This is a genomic window from Flavobacterium sp. (genome assembly GCF_035292545.1).
GTDB lineage: Bacteria > Bacteroidota > Bacteroidia > Flavobacteriales > Flavobacteriaceae > Flavobacterium.
The window spans coordinates 1-15,582 of the sequence record NZ_DATDPV010000012.1; the positions used below are offsets into that span (position 1 = coordinate 1).

The window sequence follows — 15,582 nt, forward strand, 5'->3', positions numbered from 1 at the left end:
CACTCATTTTGAAATGCCTGCGCAGTGTGGCTTTGGTTTCAAATTTAATCGAATCGGAAAAGTGAGGGGAACTATTGTCTGGTATAAATCCGCCAAAAGGCAATTGAAACATCGAGTGAATCGTTACGCCTCCCGCATTCAAAGCCGCAATTCCGGTTGGAGCAACAACCACGGTGTTTTTATGTGTAGACTGAATGATTTCTCTCAGCAAAGTAGTCTTTCCGGTTCCGGCTTTTCCGGTTAAAAAAACAGAACGATGCGTTTGATTTATGAATCGTAAAGTGTAAGATGCGGCTTCAGAAATGGTTTCCATTTGGCGTATAAATTAAAGCATGAAAAATACTGAAAATTATTTTTATGAAGAAATAAATTGAATTATTAATTTATAAAATATTGTTTTTCAATATGTAACAAAAAAAATGCCTTCTCAATTGGAAGGCATTTTTATATATAATTAGCTATTAATTATTTTTTCTCTTCCTTTTTTGCAGGAGTCGTTTCTTCTTTTTTAGCAGCTGAACTGTATTTATCATTCAAAAGTTTGGTAATCTCTTTCGTGATATCATATTTTCCTTCTGCATACAAAATAGAAGCTGCATCCCCAGTTCCATAAATGTAAGTATATCCTTTTTCCTTACCGTAATCTTTGATGAATTTCTTCACACCGCTTACTAAAGTATCTCTTTCAACTGCGCTTTCTTGTTGCAATTGTTGCATCATCGCTTGTTGCGCGTATTGTAATTGTTGCTCTCTTTTTTGCAATTCAGCTCCTTTTTGTTGTGCCCATGCTTGTCCGTTTGCCTGAGCATTTTTTTGAAAATTAGCGGCATCTGATTTGAAACGAGCTGCCTCTGCTTCTAATTCTCTACCCATTTCATCAGCTTTTGCTTTGTATTTTGCTTCAATATCTTTTGACTCGGTATATTCCTCCATCAATTTTGAAGTGTCAATATAAGCCGTTTTGAAATCCTTAACTTCAGCTGGCTTGTTACAAGAAATAATTGAAAATGCAAGTGCGATAATTATTATTGATTTTTTCATTCTGGATTTTATTTTTTTGTTTTTTTTAATTGGTGTAAAAGTATTAATTTTTTTGAGTTACAAAGTAGCAAACTTACAAAGTTGAAGTCATTTTTACAACTATAAGAATTAATAATTGTTTTGGGAATAACTATCGTTTTAAACTATAAAAACTGACACGTATATCTTTTAATTACCGAAAGCTTTTATTTTAATCGACAAAGAATATGTTTATAGGCACAAAACGAGCTTAAAACAGCCCAAAATGCGTTTTATCTGTTTTTAATGATGTAGATATGCGACGAAAACTCCAAATTCGACGCTGCTTTCAAATTAGACTGCAGTCCGACAAAAAAAGCTTTGATATAATTCATTTTTCCTGTTTTGTATTTTTCGGATAAAAGACTCACATAAAAAGCATCGAATTTCATCGGAAGCACTTTTATTAATTTCAAGTCTTCTTTTTCAAAAAGCAATTTAATCGAAGTTTTCGAAAAATGCCATAAATGTCTTGGTGCATCAAAAGCCGCCCAAAACTTTCCGTAATGTTTCGCATCGTAAGAATTGAAATTGGGAACTGCAATAATAATCGTCCCGTTTGATTTTACCAATCGCTTCAATTCTTTAATCTGATTTTCTAAATTCGGAACGTGTTCCAGAACGTGCCACATTGTAATAACGTCAAAAGAATGGGACTCTAATTCTGTTGTGCTTTCCGCAAAAGAAACTCCTTTTTTTATGGCAATTGCTTTTGCCTTTTCGCTAGGCTCTACTCCTTTTGTATTCCAACCATTATTTTTCGCAACGGTTAAAAAATCACCAGTTCCTGCTCCAATATCCAACAGGTTTCCTTTTTCAGGATTTAAACTGTTGATTAAATTCAGTTTGTTTTTAAGCGCAATGTTTTTGATAAAATGATAAGCGTTTTCAAACAACGATCGTTTTCCGTCGGTATGCGAAATGTAATCATCGCTTTCGTAATACTTCGGCAAACTTTTTTCGTTCGGTTGCGGAAAAGTGATTAACAGATCTAAGGCTTCATCACGATATAAATCGAAAGTTTCTTTCGAAACTGAATTATCTTTTACCGTTGTAAACAATTTGTGTTTTGAAATATCCATATAATTCTAAAAGTGTTTTTATGATAAAAACCTAACCGTTTTGAAAATGGTTAGGTTTTAAATATATTTATTTTAGTCGTTTCCTAATAATAGCAAGGCTTCGCAAAGTAGTTTCACGTGGAACAATTTTTATCGTCCCATGTAAATCAACAATACAGAAATATCACTTGGTGATACGCCACTTATTCTGGAAGCCTGAGAAATTGTTACGGGTCTTATCTTGCTAAGCTTTTGTTTGGCTTCTATAGACATAGATTTGATTTTCTCGTAATCGAAATTTTCAGGGATTTTCACATCTTCCAAACGCGTCAATTTATCCGCATTATTTCTTTCTTTCTCGATATAACCGGAATACTTCACCTGGATTTCGGCTTGTTCTAAAATCTCCTGATCCATATCATTCTCGGCTACATAGGATGCAACTTTTTCAAATTTCATCATGTCCTCTAAATCAATTTGAGGGCGAGAAAACACTTTGAACATTTTATCCCCTTGTGTGATTAAAGCCGTATCCTTCGATTCTAAAATCGGATTTGCTTCTGCCATAGAAATACTTGTTTCCTTGAAAAATGCAACCATTTTTTCAGACTCATTTAACTTATGCTCCATTCTTCGCAAACGCTTTTCGGAAGCCAAACCAATCGCATGCGACATCGGCGTTAATCTAAAATCGGCATTATCCTGACGCAAAAGCGTTCTGTATTCGGCACGAGAAGTAAACATTCTATATGGTTCTTCCGTTCCTTTGGTAATTAAATCATCTATTAAAACACCGATATACGCTTCGTCTCTTTTCAGAATTAAAGGTTCTCTTTCTTGCACTTTTAAAGCCGCATTGATTCCCGCCATCAAACCTTGAGAAGCGGCTTCTTCATAACCGGTTGTTCCGTTGATTTGTCCTGCGAAATACAAACCTTCAACCAACTTGGTTTCTAAGGTGTGTTTTAATTGTGTCGGTGGAAAATAATCGTATTCTATTGCATAACCTGGGCGGAAAAATTTCACTTTTTCGAAACCAACCACAGAGCGCAAGGCTTTGAATTGGATATCTTCCGGTAATGACGTGGAAAAACCATTCACATAAACCTCACACGTATTCCAGCCTTCCGGTTCCACAAATAATTGGTGTCTGTCTTTGTCGGCAAATCGATTGATTTTATCTTCAATGGATGGACAATATCTGGGTCCGAGACTTTGGATTCTTCCGTTGAACATCGGTGAACGATCAAATCCTTCACGCAATATGTCGTGAACGTCTAAAGACGTATACGTCATGTGACAAGATCTTTGATGAATTAACGCGGAAGTAACATCGGAATAAGAAAACTTATCCGGACGCGCATCACCTTTTTCTTCATTCATTCTGGAATAATCTAACGAACGTCCGTCCACACGTGGCGGTGTTCCCGTTTTCATTCTGCCAGATTCAAAACCTGCTTTTACTAAATCTTCGGTGATTCCGTAAGCTGCACTTTCGCCGGCTCTTCCACCTCCAAATTGTTTTTCGCCAATATGAATTAATCCGTTAAGAAAAGTTCCATTGGTTAAGACAACTGATTTGGCTTTTATTTCTACTCCTAATGAAGTTCGGATTCCTTTTATCTTGCCGTTTTCAATGATCAAACCTTTGACCATTTCCTGATAGAAATCGAGATTTGGGGTTTGTTCTAGCATCAATCGCCATTCTTCGGCGAAACGCATCCGGTCGCTTTGCACTCTTGGTGACCACATCGCAGGGCCTTTGGACTTGTTCAGCATCTTGAATTGGATGGCCGTTTTATCGGACACAATTCCGGAATACCCACCCAACGCATCGATCTCGCGAACGATTTGTCCTTTGGCGATTCCGCCCATAGCAGGATTGCAGGACATCTGCGCTATGTTTTGCAAACTCATGGTAACCAAGAGGGTTTTGGAACCCATATTCGCCGCTGCCGCTGCCGCTTCTGAACCTGCGTGACCGGCACCAACTACAATTACATCGTATTCTTCTTGAAACACTTTTAATCTTTTTTAATTTGTTCCACGTGGAACATTTGTTTTTATTCTTTGTTTTGACTGGTAATAATTGACAGTCAAAACATATATTCTTTAGCCCTGATTGAAGGGAAAATCCTCCCGGTTTTTCTTCGGGAGATTTGGAATGAAAAGCGGGAATTGCAGTTATAGAAATGCCCAAGCTATTCGCTCCTGAATATTATGATGCTATTGTTCCACGTGGAACAAAGCGATTTTTTCTTCTTCTTTGGCGCGCATTAACAGTTCGTCGGCATCGGATTTGTCTTTGTATCCGCAGTAATGCAATACGCCGTGAACGAGCACGCGCTTCAACTCTTCCTCGAAAGTAACCTCAAAGTCCTGAGCATTGTCACGGACTCTTTCTACAGAGACGAAAATATCGCCGTGTAATTCGTTTCCTACTGAGTAGTCGAAGCTGATGATATCGGTCAGCGTGTCGTGATTGAGGTATTCCACATTGATTTTGTGCAGGTATTCATCGTCACAAAAGATATAGTTGATCTCGCCTTCTTTCTTGTTTTCAGAGATGATGACTTGTGACAACCAGTCTGCATGCGCCCTTTCGTTGTCTAATTCAAAATCCGTTTCGTAGTTAAAATTAATCATCTTTTTTAAAATACTGTTGAACCTTTTGGTTGTAATTTTCGCGCAAAGGTAGGCTTTGTCTATTTAATATCTCGATACTGTTAAGATAATCTTGCAAAGCCGTCGGCAACGCATTGGATTGATTGTTAAACTCTTTTTTATTGGTTTGCGACTGGCGTTTCTTTTCTTCGCCTTGTTGCTGCACCGCTTTATCGAGTTTTAGCAACTCATATTTGAGGTTTAACATCTTTTGAAGCGTTTCGTTGTTGAAGCCTTTATTCAATAATTGTTTTTCGATTTGCTCCATTTGATCTAAGGCATTTTGACCGTTTCCGCCTAAACCTTCTTTTTCTAAAGCATTTTGCAAAGCTTCGCGAAGTTGTTTTTGCTCTTGATAAATCTTCATGATTTCACCGGCATTGCCTTCGCCGTCTTCTCCATTTTCTCCTTCGTTTCCGCTTGAACCACTCTTTCCGGTTTTACCCGATTTTCCTTTTTCGCCTTTCTCTCCTTCTTTTCCATCACCTGGTTTTTCGCCTTTCTTTATTCCGCCTTTCATTTTCTCGCCAAGACCTTCCTGTTTTTTGATGATGTCTGGCAATTGCATTCCCTGACCTTGACCTGGTTTTGGTTTTCCTCCAGTACCAGACCCATCCATTTGCATCTGCATTTGCATTCCGTTGAGAATATCGCTCAAAAAGTCTGCCAATTTATTTGCCGATGAAATAGTGTATTGCTGGTGTGACAATCCCTTGGGAATTTGTGTCTCCACCAAACTCTCTAAAGCCTTGTCTAAATTGTAATGTACGTTGCCAATTTCCTTAGTTACATTCTCAGCAATTTTCGGATTACGCAATGACATGGCAAACAAACTATCGTCGACATGTTTGAACTGTTGTTTTAAGTCTTGCTGGAATTTCAGGTTTTTATTGAACGATGGGGAACCACGTTTAAGTCCTCTAAATTCTTTCATTAAATCTTCCTGTGAAAAAGAAAATGCCAATAGATTATCCAAGATTTGACGCAGCATTTTTACATCTTCTTCCAATTGTTCCATTTCTCCGCTTGCCATGCCTTCCATCATTTTCATGGACATTTCTTTCATTTTTTTGGAAGCGCTCTTTTGTTTTGGTTTGGCTTTATCTTTTTTGTCTTTCTGTAATTCTTCCGACGCTTTCTTTAAATCTTCATCGATGCTTTTTTCTTTTTCTTCGTCTTTTGGAATATCTATAGGCGATTTTAATTCTTTATTTTCTTTATCTAACGCCTTTAAATCTTCCTGGATTTTGTCGAATTCTTTGCTGATTTCGTTTTGCTTTTCTTCACTATTTTCCTTTTCCTTATTGGATAACTCTTCTTGTTTATCTGAAAGTTTGTCTAATTTGTCGGCAAGTTGTTCCGCCTTTTTTTCGACGTAATATTTCTTGGTCAGTTCTACCAACTGTTCTAAATTTTTAGTTTGGTTTTTACTGTTTTGCTTAAACTTTTCTAGCTTCTCGAGTAATTCTTCGTTTTTTATTTTATCGTTAAGCTCTTTCAGCTCATCCAATAATTTTTGGTTTTTCTCTAAATCCTTGTCGGCATTTTCCAAACGTTTTTGAAGTTCTTCTTTAAATTCGTCTTTCTTATCGGTTTTGAATTTCTCTAAATTCTCCTCCATTTTTTTAGAAAATTCTTTCATCATTTCGTCTTGTTGTTTTTGACGTTTGATAAAATCATTTACTTTTTGCTGGTCTTTGAATTCTAAGTTGTCTTTCTCCTTACCAAGTTTTTGCAGTTTCTCCATCTCAGAAATTTGCTTGTCCTGGTTTTTTAATGACTTCTCTAAACTGTTGATGTTGTCATTTTGCTGCTGCAAAACCTGATCTTCTTTTTCTTCATCGGTTGCAACACGATTGGAGAAAACCGAAGATTTGGTGCTTTTGAAATTATGCACAGCGTCATTATCAAAAACTTCAAAATAATAATCATAAGAAACGCCTTGTTCTACCGGAAGATTACTCGGAAATGCAAAGACAAACTGGTCATAGATATCTTTCTTAACCGCAATTGTTCCACGTTTGACGCTCTCGGGTTTGTCCTTTGGATAATAAACAACTTGAAGTTTAGACAGTCCGTAATCATCCGAAATATTACCTAATACATAATTCTTAGCTACTTTTAAACTATCCGGTGCGTTGTTGACATTGATTGTTGGAAATTGGTCTTTGATTACTGAAATCTGATAATTCAATTTTTCATAATTCTTGACTTTATCATTGGAAGTACCGATTTGATATTCAGTATTTTGTGAAATATTTTTAGATAAAGTAAAAACATTTTCTTGTTTTGTAAAAGTAGAATTTGACTTTAAATCTGTCCAATTTACGCTTTGAGTGGCCAAAGTATTCATCTTCCACGTCACACGGGTTCCTTCGGGAACAATAGCGTTTCCTGTTCCTTTGATGGTTTCTGCTTTTTTATTGAGATAAGACGGAAAATTCAAAATCATTTCGAAATTCGCAATCGATGGAACGGTAATTACGGCCAATTCATAATCGTTTGAAGAAACCTTATTCGCTTCCACGTGAAACGAAACATTGGAAGTTGGCTTTTCAATTTTAAATTGGAACTCTCCTTTCGCATTGCTTTCCATAAAATAACTTTCGTCACCAATGAAAATCATGGCATTTTCGGGAATTACTTTTCCTTGTGTTTTAACTTTGAGGATGAAATCTTTGTTTTGTTCCGTTTGCAAATTTTGATTTAAAATCACAAACTCAAATGGCGCCGGTGGCAAAAATGCCGAATTGAAATGCACTACCCTATTCAAACTCTGAGAAATTATTTTGCTGTTTCCTGAAATATAAAAGAAGGCAAAAAACAAGATTGGAATAATCGCCAATGGTAAATACTTTCTATTGGTGTTAAAATTAATTGCATTCCCAAAAGGAATTGGTTGAAGTGATTTCGCCTTTTGTTCGATGGAAGCCAAAAGCAATTCCGATTTATTCAGATGATTATCTGTATCCGCCAATTGAAGAAAATTGGTCAGCTTGTCACTTACTTCGGTGAAATGATTTCCGATGATGGCTGAAGCTTCTTCGTAGTTGATTCCTTTTTGAAGTTTGAATAATTTAAAAACCGGAAAAAAGATAAATCGAGATAAAAGAAACAATTCCACAGCGATGAAAGTCCAGAACAAAATGGTTCTTCCCACTGGTTTTAGCCAAAGAAAATATTCAACAAAAAGGGTGAATAAAAGGTACAACAAACCTAACCCAATGAAGAAAATCAATCCTTTCAGAAGTTCATTGGTGTAGAACTTTTTTATAAAAGCTTCTAATTTGTGGTAAATCAAGGTTTTATTTTCCAATTTAAATGGTCTTTTCTTTATAACCGATAAAAGTACGATTTTATCTGAATATTTGAAATAGGAAAAACACCTACTTAAAAACGCAATCCCATTCATGCCTTTTAAAGTATCAAACCATCTAATTTTCAAATTGACTGATTGAAATTGTATCTTTGCGTCAAAATTTATAAAAATGTCGAAGCAAGTTCGTGTGCGTTTTGCACCAAGTCCGACTGGACCTTTACATATTGGCGGTGTTCGTACTGCTTTATTCAATTATTTATTTGCCAAAAAACATGGTGGTGTTTTCTATTTAAGAATTGAAGATACCGACCAAAATCGTTTTGTTCCCGGAGCTGAAGCTTACATAATGGAAGCCTTGGAATGGTTGGGTATTGCGCCGGATGAAACCGTTGGGAAAAATGAAAAATTTGGACCTTATCGTCAAAGCGAAAGAAAACCATTGTACAAACAATATGCAGATCAGTTGATTAATACTGGTTGGGCGTATTATGCATTTGATACTCCGGAAGCTTTGGACGCAGAAAGAAAACAACTGGAAGAACAAGGAAAAACGTTTATTTATAACCATCATAACAGAGAAAAACTAGATACTTCATTGGTAATTTCTGCTGAAGAAACGGCTAAAAGAATAGCAAATGGTGAAGAATATGTGATTCGTTTTAAAACACCTGTTGATGAAACTTTGCATTTGCATGATATTATCCGTGGCGATATTAAATTTGAAAGCAATTTATTAGATGATAAGGTATTATTTAAAGGAGATGGAATGCCAACTTATCATTTGGCTAATATTGTCGATGATCATTTGATGGAAACCTCACACGTGATTCGTGGAGAAGAATGGTTGCCATCAATGCCGTTACACGTTTTATTATACCGTGCATTTGGTTGGGAAGCGCCAGAATTTGCGCATTTACCATTGATTTTAAAACCTATCGGGAACGGAAAATTATCCAAACGTGATGGGGATAAATTGGGATTCCCAGTATTTCCATTGGAATGGAAAACCGAAGAAGGCATCTCATCAGGCTACAGAGAAAAAGGTTTTTTCCCGGAAGCGGTGATTAACTTTTTGGCTTTATTGGGCTGGAATGACGGAACCGAAAAAGAATTATACACTTTAGAAGAATTGGTTAACGCTTTCGACTTAAATCGAGTTCATAAAGCAGGTGCCAAATTTGACCCTGAAAAGAACAAATGGTTCAACCACCAATATTTAATTAAACAGGATAATGAAAGTTTAGCGAAAACCTTTGCTCCTATTGTTTATGAAAAAGAAATTGATGTAGATTATACTACATTGGTAAAGATTGTGTCATTAATTAAAGAAAGAGCCCATTTTGTATCAGAATTTTGGGATTTGAGTGATTTCTTTTTTGTGGCTCCAACATCTTATGATGAAAAAGCATCAAAAAACTGGAAAGAAGAAACACCGGCCTTAATGCAGGAATTGATTTCTGTGATGGAGAACATTGGAGATTTTAGTTCCATGAATATTGAAACCATTGTCAAAGACTGGATGACGAAAAACGAAATTGGAATGGGTAAAGTGATGCAGCCTTTTCGATTGAGTTTGGTTGGCGCTTTAAAAGGCCCTCACCTATTTGATATTGTGGAAGTGATTGGAAAAGAAGAAACAATCAAGCGATTGGAAAAAGCAATTGCAAGTTTATAAAAAAGTAAAGCCCTCAAATAGAGGGCTTTTTTTATAAGTAAACCAGCAAATTTGCACTAAGTATTCCGGCATTCCCTTTAAAATTAGGACCAAAATTCTGTTTGTTTAAATTCCCCAGAATATTGTTTACGCCGTACTGATACTGAACATTAACCCTAAGATGTTTTACTCCGGCAGTGATTCCAACAGCGGGATAAAAATTAAATTTTGTGATATCCGTAATATCCTTGGCGAATAAGGTAGTTCCGGAAATAATATTGTTTTGGTTTTCTTTATCAATATTTAATTTTCCATTGACTTGTACAACAGGTCCAAACTCTAAACTTAAATGGTTTTCCACTATTTTATAGCTTAGCATTAACGAAATTTGAGCTGAGGCTAATTTATAATTCACATCTTCATTGGCCAAAAACAAGTTTTTTGTTGCCACTGTAAAATTGTTTTCGCTGAATTGCATTGCATACACCATATCCCAATCGTTATAGAAGTTGCCACGCACTGAAAGTCCAGCGTTCCAACCCATGGCTGGTTTTGCATCAAAATTACTCGTATTTAACGTAAACTGGTTTATCCCAAAAATGATTCCGATACGGTTTGAATCCCTATATTTATATTGAGCCGTGGTTGCTAATGAAATGAAAACCAAAACTGTTGTAAGAAATATCTTTTTCATATTATACGATTAATCAAAGGCAAACCTAAAGTTATTTTTGTAATTTACCGCTAATTTTAAAACTAAATTTTAACACCTATGAACATTACATTAATTATCCTATTAGTATTTGGATTGTTTATTTTGCTTTCCGCCTTTTTTACCGTAAAACAACAGACTGCGGTTGTTGTAGAACGTTTTGGGAAATTTTTAAGCATTAGACAATCAGGTCTGCAATTAAAAATTCCTTTAATTGACAGGATTGCCGGACGTGTAAATTTAAAAATCCAACAATTGGACGTTATCATCGAAACCAAAACCAAAGACAATGTATTTGTGAAACTAAAAGTTTCTGTTCAGTTTATGGTCGTAAAAGACACTGTTTATGATGCCTTTTACAAACTGGAATATCCTCACGATCAGATTACTTCTTATGTATTTGATGTGGTTCGTGCCGAAGTTCCAAAATTAAAACTGGATGATGTTTTTGAAAGAAAAGATGATATTGCTATTGCCGTAAAAGGAGAATTGAACGAAGCAATGACTACCTATGGTTATACGATCATCAATACATTGGTAACGGATATTGACCCGGATATTCAGGTAAAAAATGCGATGAACAGAATTAATGCGGCTGACCGAGAAAAAACTGTTGCTGAATTTGAAGCCGAAGCATCAAGAATCAGAATTGTAGCTAAAGCCAAAGCCGAAGCTGAAAGCAAACGTTTACAAGGACAAGGAATTGCAGATCAACGTCGTGAAATTGCAAGAGGTTTAGTGGAAAGTGTGGATGTATTGAACAAAGTGGGTATAAACTCTCAGGAAGCTTCGGCTTTAATTGTGGTAACACAACATTATGATACGTTACAAGCTATTGGTGCCGATACCAATTCGAATTTAATATTATTACCAAATTCTCCACAAGCAGGAAGTGACATGTTGAACAATATGGTAGCTTCATTCTCTGCTTCAAACCAAGTGGGCGAAATGATGAAAAATAAGACTAAAAAAAGAAAACCAAAAGTGGATGACCATCATTCCGGACATGAAACACCGGAAACAGAGATTTAAAAGAAAATACATTCCAATAAAAAAGAGGCTTAATTGCCTCTTTTTCTATTTAAAAACCATTTGATTGCAAACGGAATTGCCATGTTCAGTATCGTTCCGTACGAATTAGAAAGTATCGTTTTATAGGAACCCAGAAAACCGCTTACTATGTTTTGTGGTGTAAAACTTTCTTTGGTTTCGTGAAAACTTAAAACCAATTTCTGAAAATTGATGTCTTTTTCGAGTTTCAAAATTTCCAGTTCCATTTCAATTTCAGCGTAGGATGAATATTTTTTGGTTATCATAAACTAATCGTTAAAAAAGATTTCTGAAAATTTCTCTAAAATAGGACCTTCCACGATTTTATCTTTGATCAAGAATAAAAGCAATGTAATTATCAGGTAGATACCACCAATAATTAAAAATCCAGTAGGATAACTGTCTAAAGCTTTACCAATGGAAAAAGCTGCAGCAATCGAGCAAAACAGCAACACCATTAAAAAACACAAAACAATCAACGCAAATTTGAAAATCATTGTGGTCGATTTCATCGCCACTTTGAAACCCCAAAGTTTATAATAAGCCAAATTACTCTCAATATAAGCCTGGGCTTGTTCTTGGATATTTTCGGTATTTTCTTTTAATTCTTCAAAAGCCATACGCTAAATTTATTTTTGGAGTTTGGCATTTTGTTCTTTCAAATTGGCCAGTTTTTCTTCTAAGAATGCAATAACATCTTCGCCTTTATGACTCATGTTAGAAACCAAATGATCATAGGTTTCTTCTAAATCATATTTAGCGCTTGTAAATTTTTTTTTCAATTCTTCTGTGGCATCCTGGTATCTGTGTACAATCTCTTTTTTTGCATCTTCTAATCCGCCTTTAAGTTTTTTTCTGGTTCTTGTGCCTTTATCTGGAGCAAACAAAATTCCTAATCCGGCTCCTATAACTGCTCCCGCTAAAAGAGCTACCATTGTATTTCCCTTGTTGTTCGACATGATTTTTTATTTTTTAAAGTTTCTATTTATAAAGATAGCATTTTATTAACATTGTCACGTTAATAACTCGTTAAAGTGTAATTTTATAGGATAAAAAACACACAAAAGCGCACTGTTAAATCTTTTTTAAAAAGACATATTTGTTGTCTTAAAAATTAAATAAACGTCTTAAAATTGATTTATAGACGTTGTTTTTAATCGTAAAAACTTATAAGAAATAAGATTATAATAAGAAATTACAATAATAATAAAAGCCCTCGATAAGAGGGCTTTTGATTGATAAAATCTATAATTGAGAATTGCTGTTTAAGATTATAAATCATTTAACAAATCTAGGACTTTTTCATTTTTTTCCACATTTTTCAATTCTGACAATTGGGTTTTAAAATCATCAAAATTATTCAAATCCTTTTTTAAATTTTGAATAGCAAAAATTCTAACCGCCGGCATTTGACTTTTTAAAGACATTCCGTATAATTTTGTTAATGATTCCGATTCGATATCGTTTGCATGAACTTTATCTGAATAATTTAAAATCAAATTGGCAAACAATAAAGAATTGTTGTCGTTTTTGACATTCTTAACAATGGTTTGATTGACTAAACTGTAATTGTCAATGCTTTTTATGTTGTCAACAATACTTTTCAGGATTAAATCGGCACTGTTTTCATCTTTTTCCTTCACATATTTATTGATTTCCTTTTGGGTATTCATCAATAAGTTCTCTTCTTTTTTGCCTTTTTCTTCCCAGGCGTCTTTTAGTCCAACCGTTTTATTGAAGACTAATTTTTCGGAAGACGTATCTTTATCCACATTGAAATAACCCAATCGTTGAAACTGGAATTTATCTCCAGATTTTGAATCTTTTAGGCTTGGTTCCACATAACCTTTTACAATTTCTAAAGAATTAGCATTCATGAAATCAAGGAAGTTTTTCTCTTTGTGGCTGTCCGGCGCTTCGTCTATAAACAAACGGTCATACAAACGAACTTCGGCTTCAACCGCGTGTTGGATAGAAACCCAATGCAAGGTTCCCGCCACTTTTCTTTGACTCGCTTCGCTCCCACTTCCGCTTTGGCTGTCTTCGTCGTAAGTAACATGAATTTCGGTAATATTTCCAGCTGCATCTTTTACAACACTTTCTCCTTTAATGATATAAGCGTTCTTAAGACGCACTTCTTTTCCTAATGATAAACGGAAAAATTTAGCTGGCGCTTCTTCTAAAAAGTCTTCCTTTTCAATGAATAATTCTCTTGAAAAAGGTACTTTTCTGAAACCTGCACTTTCATCTTCCTGATTATTTTCGGCATCCAGCCATTCTTCTTTACCATCCGGATAATTCGTAATGATCAATTTAATTGGATCTAAAACTGCCATAACTCTATGTGCGGATTTGTTTAAATCTTCACGTAAGCAAAACTCTAACAAGGAAACATCAATAACATTTTCACGCTTTGCCACTCCAATAATTTCGCAAAATTTACGAATGGAATTGGCCGTATAACCACGTCTTCTTAAACCTGAAATCGTTGGCATTCTAGGATCATCCCAACCGTTGACAATCTTTTCCTGAACTAATTGCAATAATTTACGCTTGCTCATAACCGTATAATTCAGGTTCAAACGGGCAAATTCGTATTGGTTTGGTCTTACTTTTTTATCGTCATAAATCTGGTCCAAAAACCAGTTGTATAATTCTCGGTGCATCACAAATTCTAAAGTACAAATAGAATGCGAAATTTGCTCGATATAATCGCTTTCTCCATGCGCAAAATCATACATCGGATAGATTTTCCAATCGTTTCCGGTTCTGTGATGATGACGATGCAAAACTCTGTACATCAAAGGATCACGCATCAGCATATTGGTTGAAGCCATATCGATTTTGGCTCGCAAAACATGACTCCCTTCCGGGAAATCACCGTTTTTCATGCCTTCGAATAAAGCTAAATTTTCTTCAACCGAACGGTTTCTGTAAGGCCCGTCCACTCCAGGTTGCGTCGGTGTTCCTTTTTGAGTTGCCATATCTTCCGAAGACTGACTGTCGATATAAGCTTTTCCGTTCTTAATCATTAAAACCGCCCAATCGTATAATTGTTGGAAATAATCCGAAGCATAACGTTCTTCGGCCCACTGGAAACCCAACCATTGCAAATCTTCTTTGATAGCATCTACATATTCCTGTTCTTCTTTGGCCGGATTGGTATCATCAAAACGCAAGTTTACAGGCGCATTATATCGCAATCCTAAACCGAAATTCAGGCAAATTGATTTGGCATGGCCAATATGCAAATAGCCATTTGGTTCCGGCGGAAAACGAAAGCGTAATTTATTCTGAGGAAAACCATTGGTTAAACTTTCTTCAACAATTTGTTCTATAAAATGGAGTGATTTTTCTTCGACTGACATGTTCTTTAATTAAGAAAGCAAAGTTATCAAAAATGTTGCTTAATCGTTTAATCGATAAGTTGTTTATTTGCTATTAGAAACAGAAAAAGAAATAATTCGTACTTTTATCGCATAAACGAATAACCAAATTAACGAATACACTCAAAATGGGCTCTATTAAATTAAAAAATATACGCACTTACTCCTACCACGGTTGCTTGCTTGAAGAAGGAAAAATTGGTTCAGATTACACGGTTGACTTAGAAATTAAAACCGATTTGAGAAAATCATGTGTTTCTGATGATTTAAAAGATACCGTGGATTATGTGCTCCTAAATAAAATTGTAGTGGAAGAAATGGAAATCCGTTCTCATTTATTGGAACATGTGGGACATAGAATCATCACCAGGGTTTTCAAGGAAATTCCTTCTGTTTCCAGAATACTTTTGGGTGTTTCAAAATTAAATCCTCCTATTGGCGGTGATGTTGAAGCAGTTACTATAGAAATGGAAGAATACAGAAATTAACTTTTGAATTTTAGAATTTAAATTAAGGTCCTGGATTAATATTTTTTAAAAGTTTTAAACTTTAAACTTTAAACTTTTAATCTTTTTAATTACTTTTGCCATCCATTCAATAATGGCGTCGTGGCCGAGTGGCTAGGCTGGGCTCTGCAAAAGCTCCTACTCCGGTTCGAATCCGGACGATGCCTCAAA

General features: G+C 35.4%; 14 protein-coding genes and 1 tRNA gene. 4 read left to right on the forward strand and 11 right to left on the reverse strand.

Features of this window, described 5'->3' with window-relative positions; translation table 11 throughout:
* The 6 genes from VI621_RS01640 to VI621_RS01665 all read right to left on the reverse strand — a co-directional run.
* Window positions 1-313: AAA family ATPase (locus VI621_RS01640; RefSeq protein WP_324216652.1), on the reverse strand; the 313-nt coding region annotated here is incomplete at its 3' end.
* Between the two features lie 152 nt (window positions 314-465).
* Window positions 466-1,041 carry an OmpH family outer membrane protein gene (locus VI621_RS01645; protein WP_324216653.1) on the reverse strand — a complete coding sequence of 192 codons (576 nt, stop codon included), beginning with the start codon at window positions 1,039-1,041 and terminating at the stop codon, window positions 466-468.
* A gap of 251 nt (window positions 1,042-1,292) precedes the next feature.
* On the reverse strand, window positions 1,293-2,141 hold the full coding sequence (locus VI621_RS01650; protein ID WP_324216654.1) for a class I SAM-dependent methyltransferase: 849 nt from the start codon (window positions 2,139-2,141) through the stop codon (window positions 1,293-1,295).
* 129 nt (window positions 2,142-2,270) lie between these two features.
* A complete protein-coding gene (gene mnmG / locus VI621_RS01655) occupies window positions 2,271-4,142 on the reverse strand; it encodes a tRNA uridine-5-carboxymethylaminomethyl(34) synthesis enzyme MnmG (RefSeq protein ID WP_324216655.1) in 1,872 nt (623 codons plus the stop codon).
* Window positions 4,143-4,346: 204 nt separating this feature from the next.
* Window positions 4,347-4,766, reverse strand: a complete 420-nt coding sequence (gene ybeY, locus VI621_RS01660) for an rRNA maturation RNase YbeY (RefSeq protein ID WP_324216656.1) — start codon at window positions 4,764-4,766, stop codon at window positions 4,347-4,349.
* Window positions 4,759-8,100 carry a DUF4175 family protein gene (locus tag VI621_RS01665; RefSeq protein ID WP_324216657.1) on the reverse strand — a complete coding sequence of 1,114 codons (3,342 nt, stop codon included), beginning with the start codon at window positions 8,098-8,100 and terminating at the stop codon, window positions 4,759-4,761. Before VI621_RS01665 ends, ybeY begins: the two co-directional genes overlap by 8 nt.
* Before the next feature lie 172 nt (window positions 8,101-8,272).
* Here VI621_RS01665 and gltX point away from each other — a divergent pair, with 172 nt between their 5' ends.
* Window positions 8,273-9,778, forward strand: a complete 1,506-nt coding sequence (gltX, locus tag VI621_RS01670) for a glutamate--tRNA ligase (RefSeq protein ID WP_324216658.1) — start codon at window positions 8,273-8,275, stop codon at window positions 9,776-9,778.
* Between the two features lie 31 nt (window positions 9,779-9,809).
* Here gltX and VI621_RS01675 read toward each other — a convergent pair whose 3' ends face one another.
* Entirely contained in the window at window positions 9,810-10,451 is a 642-nt protein-coding gene (locus VI621_RS01675) for a PorT family protein (protein ID WP_324216659.1), read from the reverse strand.
* A gap of 78 nt (window positions 10,452-10,529) precedes the next feature.
* On the opposite strand from VI621_RS01675, the gene VI621_RS01680 reads away from it, so the two are divergent.
* A complete protein-coding gene (locus VI621_RS01680) occupies window positions 10,530-11,501 on the forward strand; it encodes an SPFH domain-containing protein (protein ID WP_324216660.1) in 972 nt (323 codons plus the stop codon).
* A gap of 29 nt (window positions 11,502-11,530) precedes the next feature.
* On the opposite strand, the gene VI621_RS01685 is transcribed toward VI621_RS01680, so the two are convergent.
* The 4 genes from VI621_RS01685 to VI621_RS01700 form a co-directional block, all read right to left on the reverse strand.
* Window positions 11,531-11,785 carry a DUF6327 family protein gene (locus VI621_RS01685; RefSeq protein ID WP_324216661.1) on the reverse strand — a complete coding sequence of 85 codons (255 nt, stop codon included), beginning with the start codon at window positions 11,783-11,785 and terminating at the stop codon, window positions 11,531-11,533.
* 3 nt (window positions 11,786-11,788) lie between these two features.
* Window positions 11,789-12,139, reverse strand: a complete 351-nt coding sequence (locus VI621_RS01690; RefSeq protein WP_324216662.1) for a competence protein — start codon at window positions 12,137-12,139, stop codon at window positions 11,789-11,791.
* Between the two features lie 9 nt (window positions 12,140-12,148).
* The gene (locus VI621_RS01695; protein WP_324216663.1) at window positions 12,149-12,478 is read right to left on the reverse strand and encodes a YtxH domain-containing protein; all 330 of its coding nucleotides are present in this window, start codon (window positions 12,476-12,478) and stop codon (window positions 12,149-12,151) included.
* 312 nt (window positions 12,479-12,790) lie between these two features.
* A complete protein-coding gene (locus VI621_RS01700; RefSeq protein ID WP_324216664.1) occupies window positions 12,791-14,887 on the reverse strand; it encodes a glutamine--tRNA ligase/YqeY domain fusion protein in 2,097 nt (698 codons plus the stop codon).
* A gap of 146 nt (window positions 14,888-15,033) precedes the next feature.
* Between VI621_RS01700 and folB the strand changes: the two genes are divergently transcribed.
* Window positions 15,034-15,393, forward strand: coding sequence for a dihydroneopterin aldolase (gene folB / locus VI621_RS01705; protein ID WP_324216665.1), 360 nt, complete (start codon window positions 15,034-15,036; stop codon window positions 15,391-15,393).
* A 114-nt stretch (window positions 15,394-15,507) separates the two neighbouring features.
* Window positions 15,508-15,578, forward strand: a tRNA-Cys gene (locus tag VI621_RS01710).
* Window positions 15,579-15,582: the final 4 nt, after the last annotated feature.

Coding starts and splice junctions, on each gene's coding strand:
- VI621_RS01645 (WP_324216653.1), bottom strand. CDS start 1,041: ATGAAAAAATCAATAATAATTATCGCACTTGCATTTTCAATTATTTCT.
- VI621_RS01650 (WP_324216654.1), bottom strand. CDS start 2,141: ATGGATATTTCAAAACACAAATTGTTTACAACGGTAAAAGATAATTCA.
- ybeY (WP_324216656.1), bottom strand. CDS start 4,766: ATGATTAATTTTAACTACGAAACGGATTTTGAATTAGACAACGAAAGG.
- gltX (WP_324216658.1), top strand. CDS start 8,273: ATGTCGAAGCAAGTTCGTGTGCGTTTTGCACCAAGTCCGACTGGACCT.
- VI621_RS01675 (WP_324216659.1), bottom strand. CDS start 10,451: ATGAAAAAGATATTTCTTACAACAGTTTTGGTTTTCATTTCATTAGCA.
- VI621_RS01680 (WP_324216660.1), top strand. CDS start 10,530: ATGAACATTACATTAATTATCCTATTAGTATTTGGATTGTTTATTTTG.
- VI621_RS01685 (WP_324216661.1), bottom strand. CDS start 11,785: ATGATAACCAAAAAATATTCATCCTACGCTGAAATTGAAATGGAACTG.
- VI621_RS01690 (WP_324216662.1), bottom strand. CDS start 12,139: ATGGCTTTTGAAGAATTAAAAGAAAATACCGAAAATATCCAAGAACAA.
- VI621_RS01695 (WP_324216663.1), bottom strand. CDS start 12,478: ATGTCGAACAACAAGGGAAATACAATGGTAGCTCTTTTAGCGGGAGCA.
- VI621_RS01700 (WP_324216664.1), bottom strand. CDS start 14,887: ATGTCAGTCGAAGAAAAATCACTCCATTTTATAGAACAAATTGTTGAA.
- folB (WP_324216665.1), top strand. CDS start 15,034: ATGGGCTCTATTAAATTAAAAAATATACGCACTTACTCCTACCACGGT.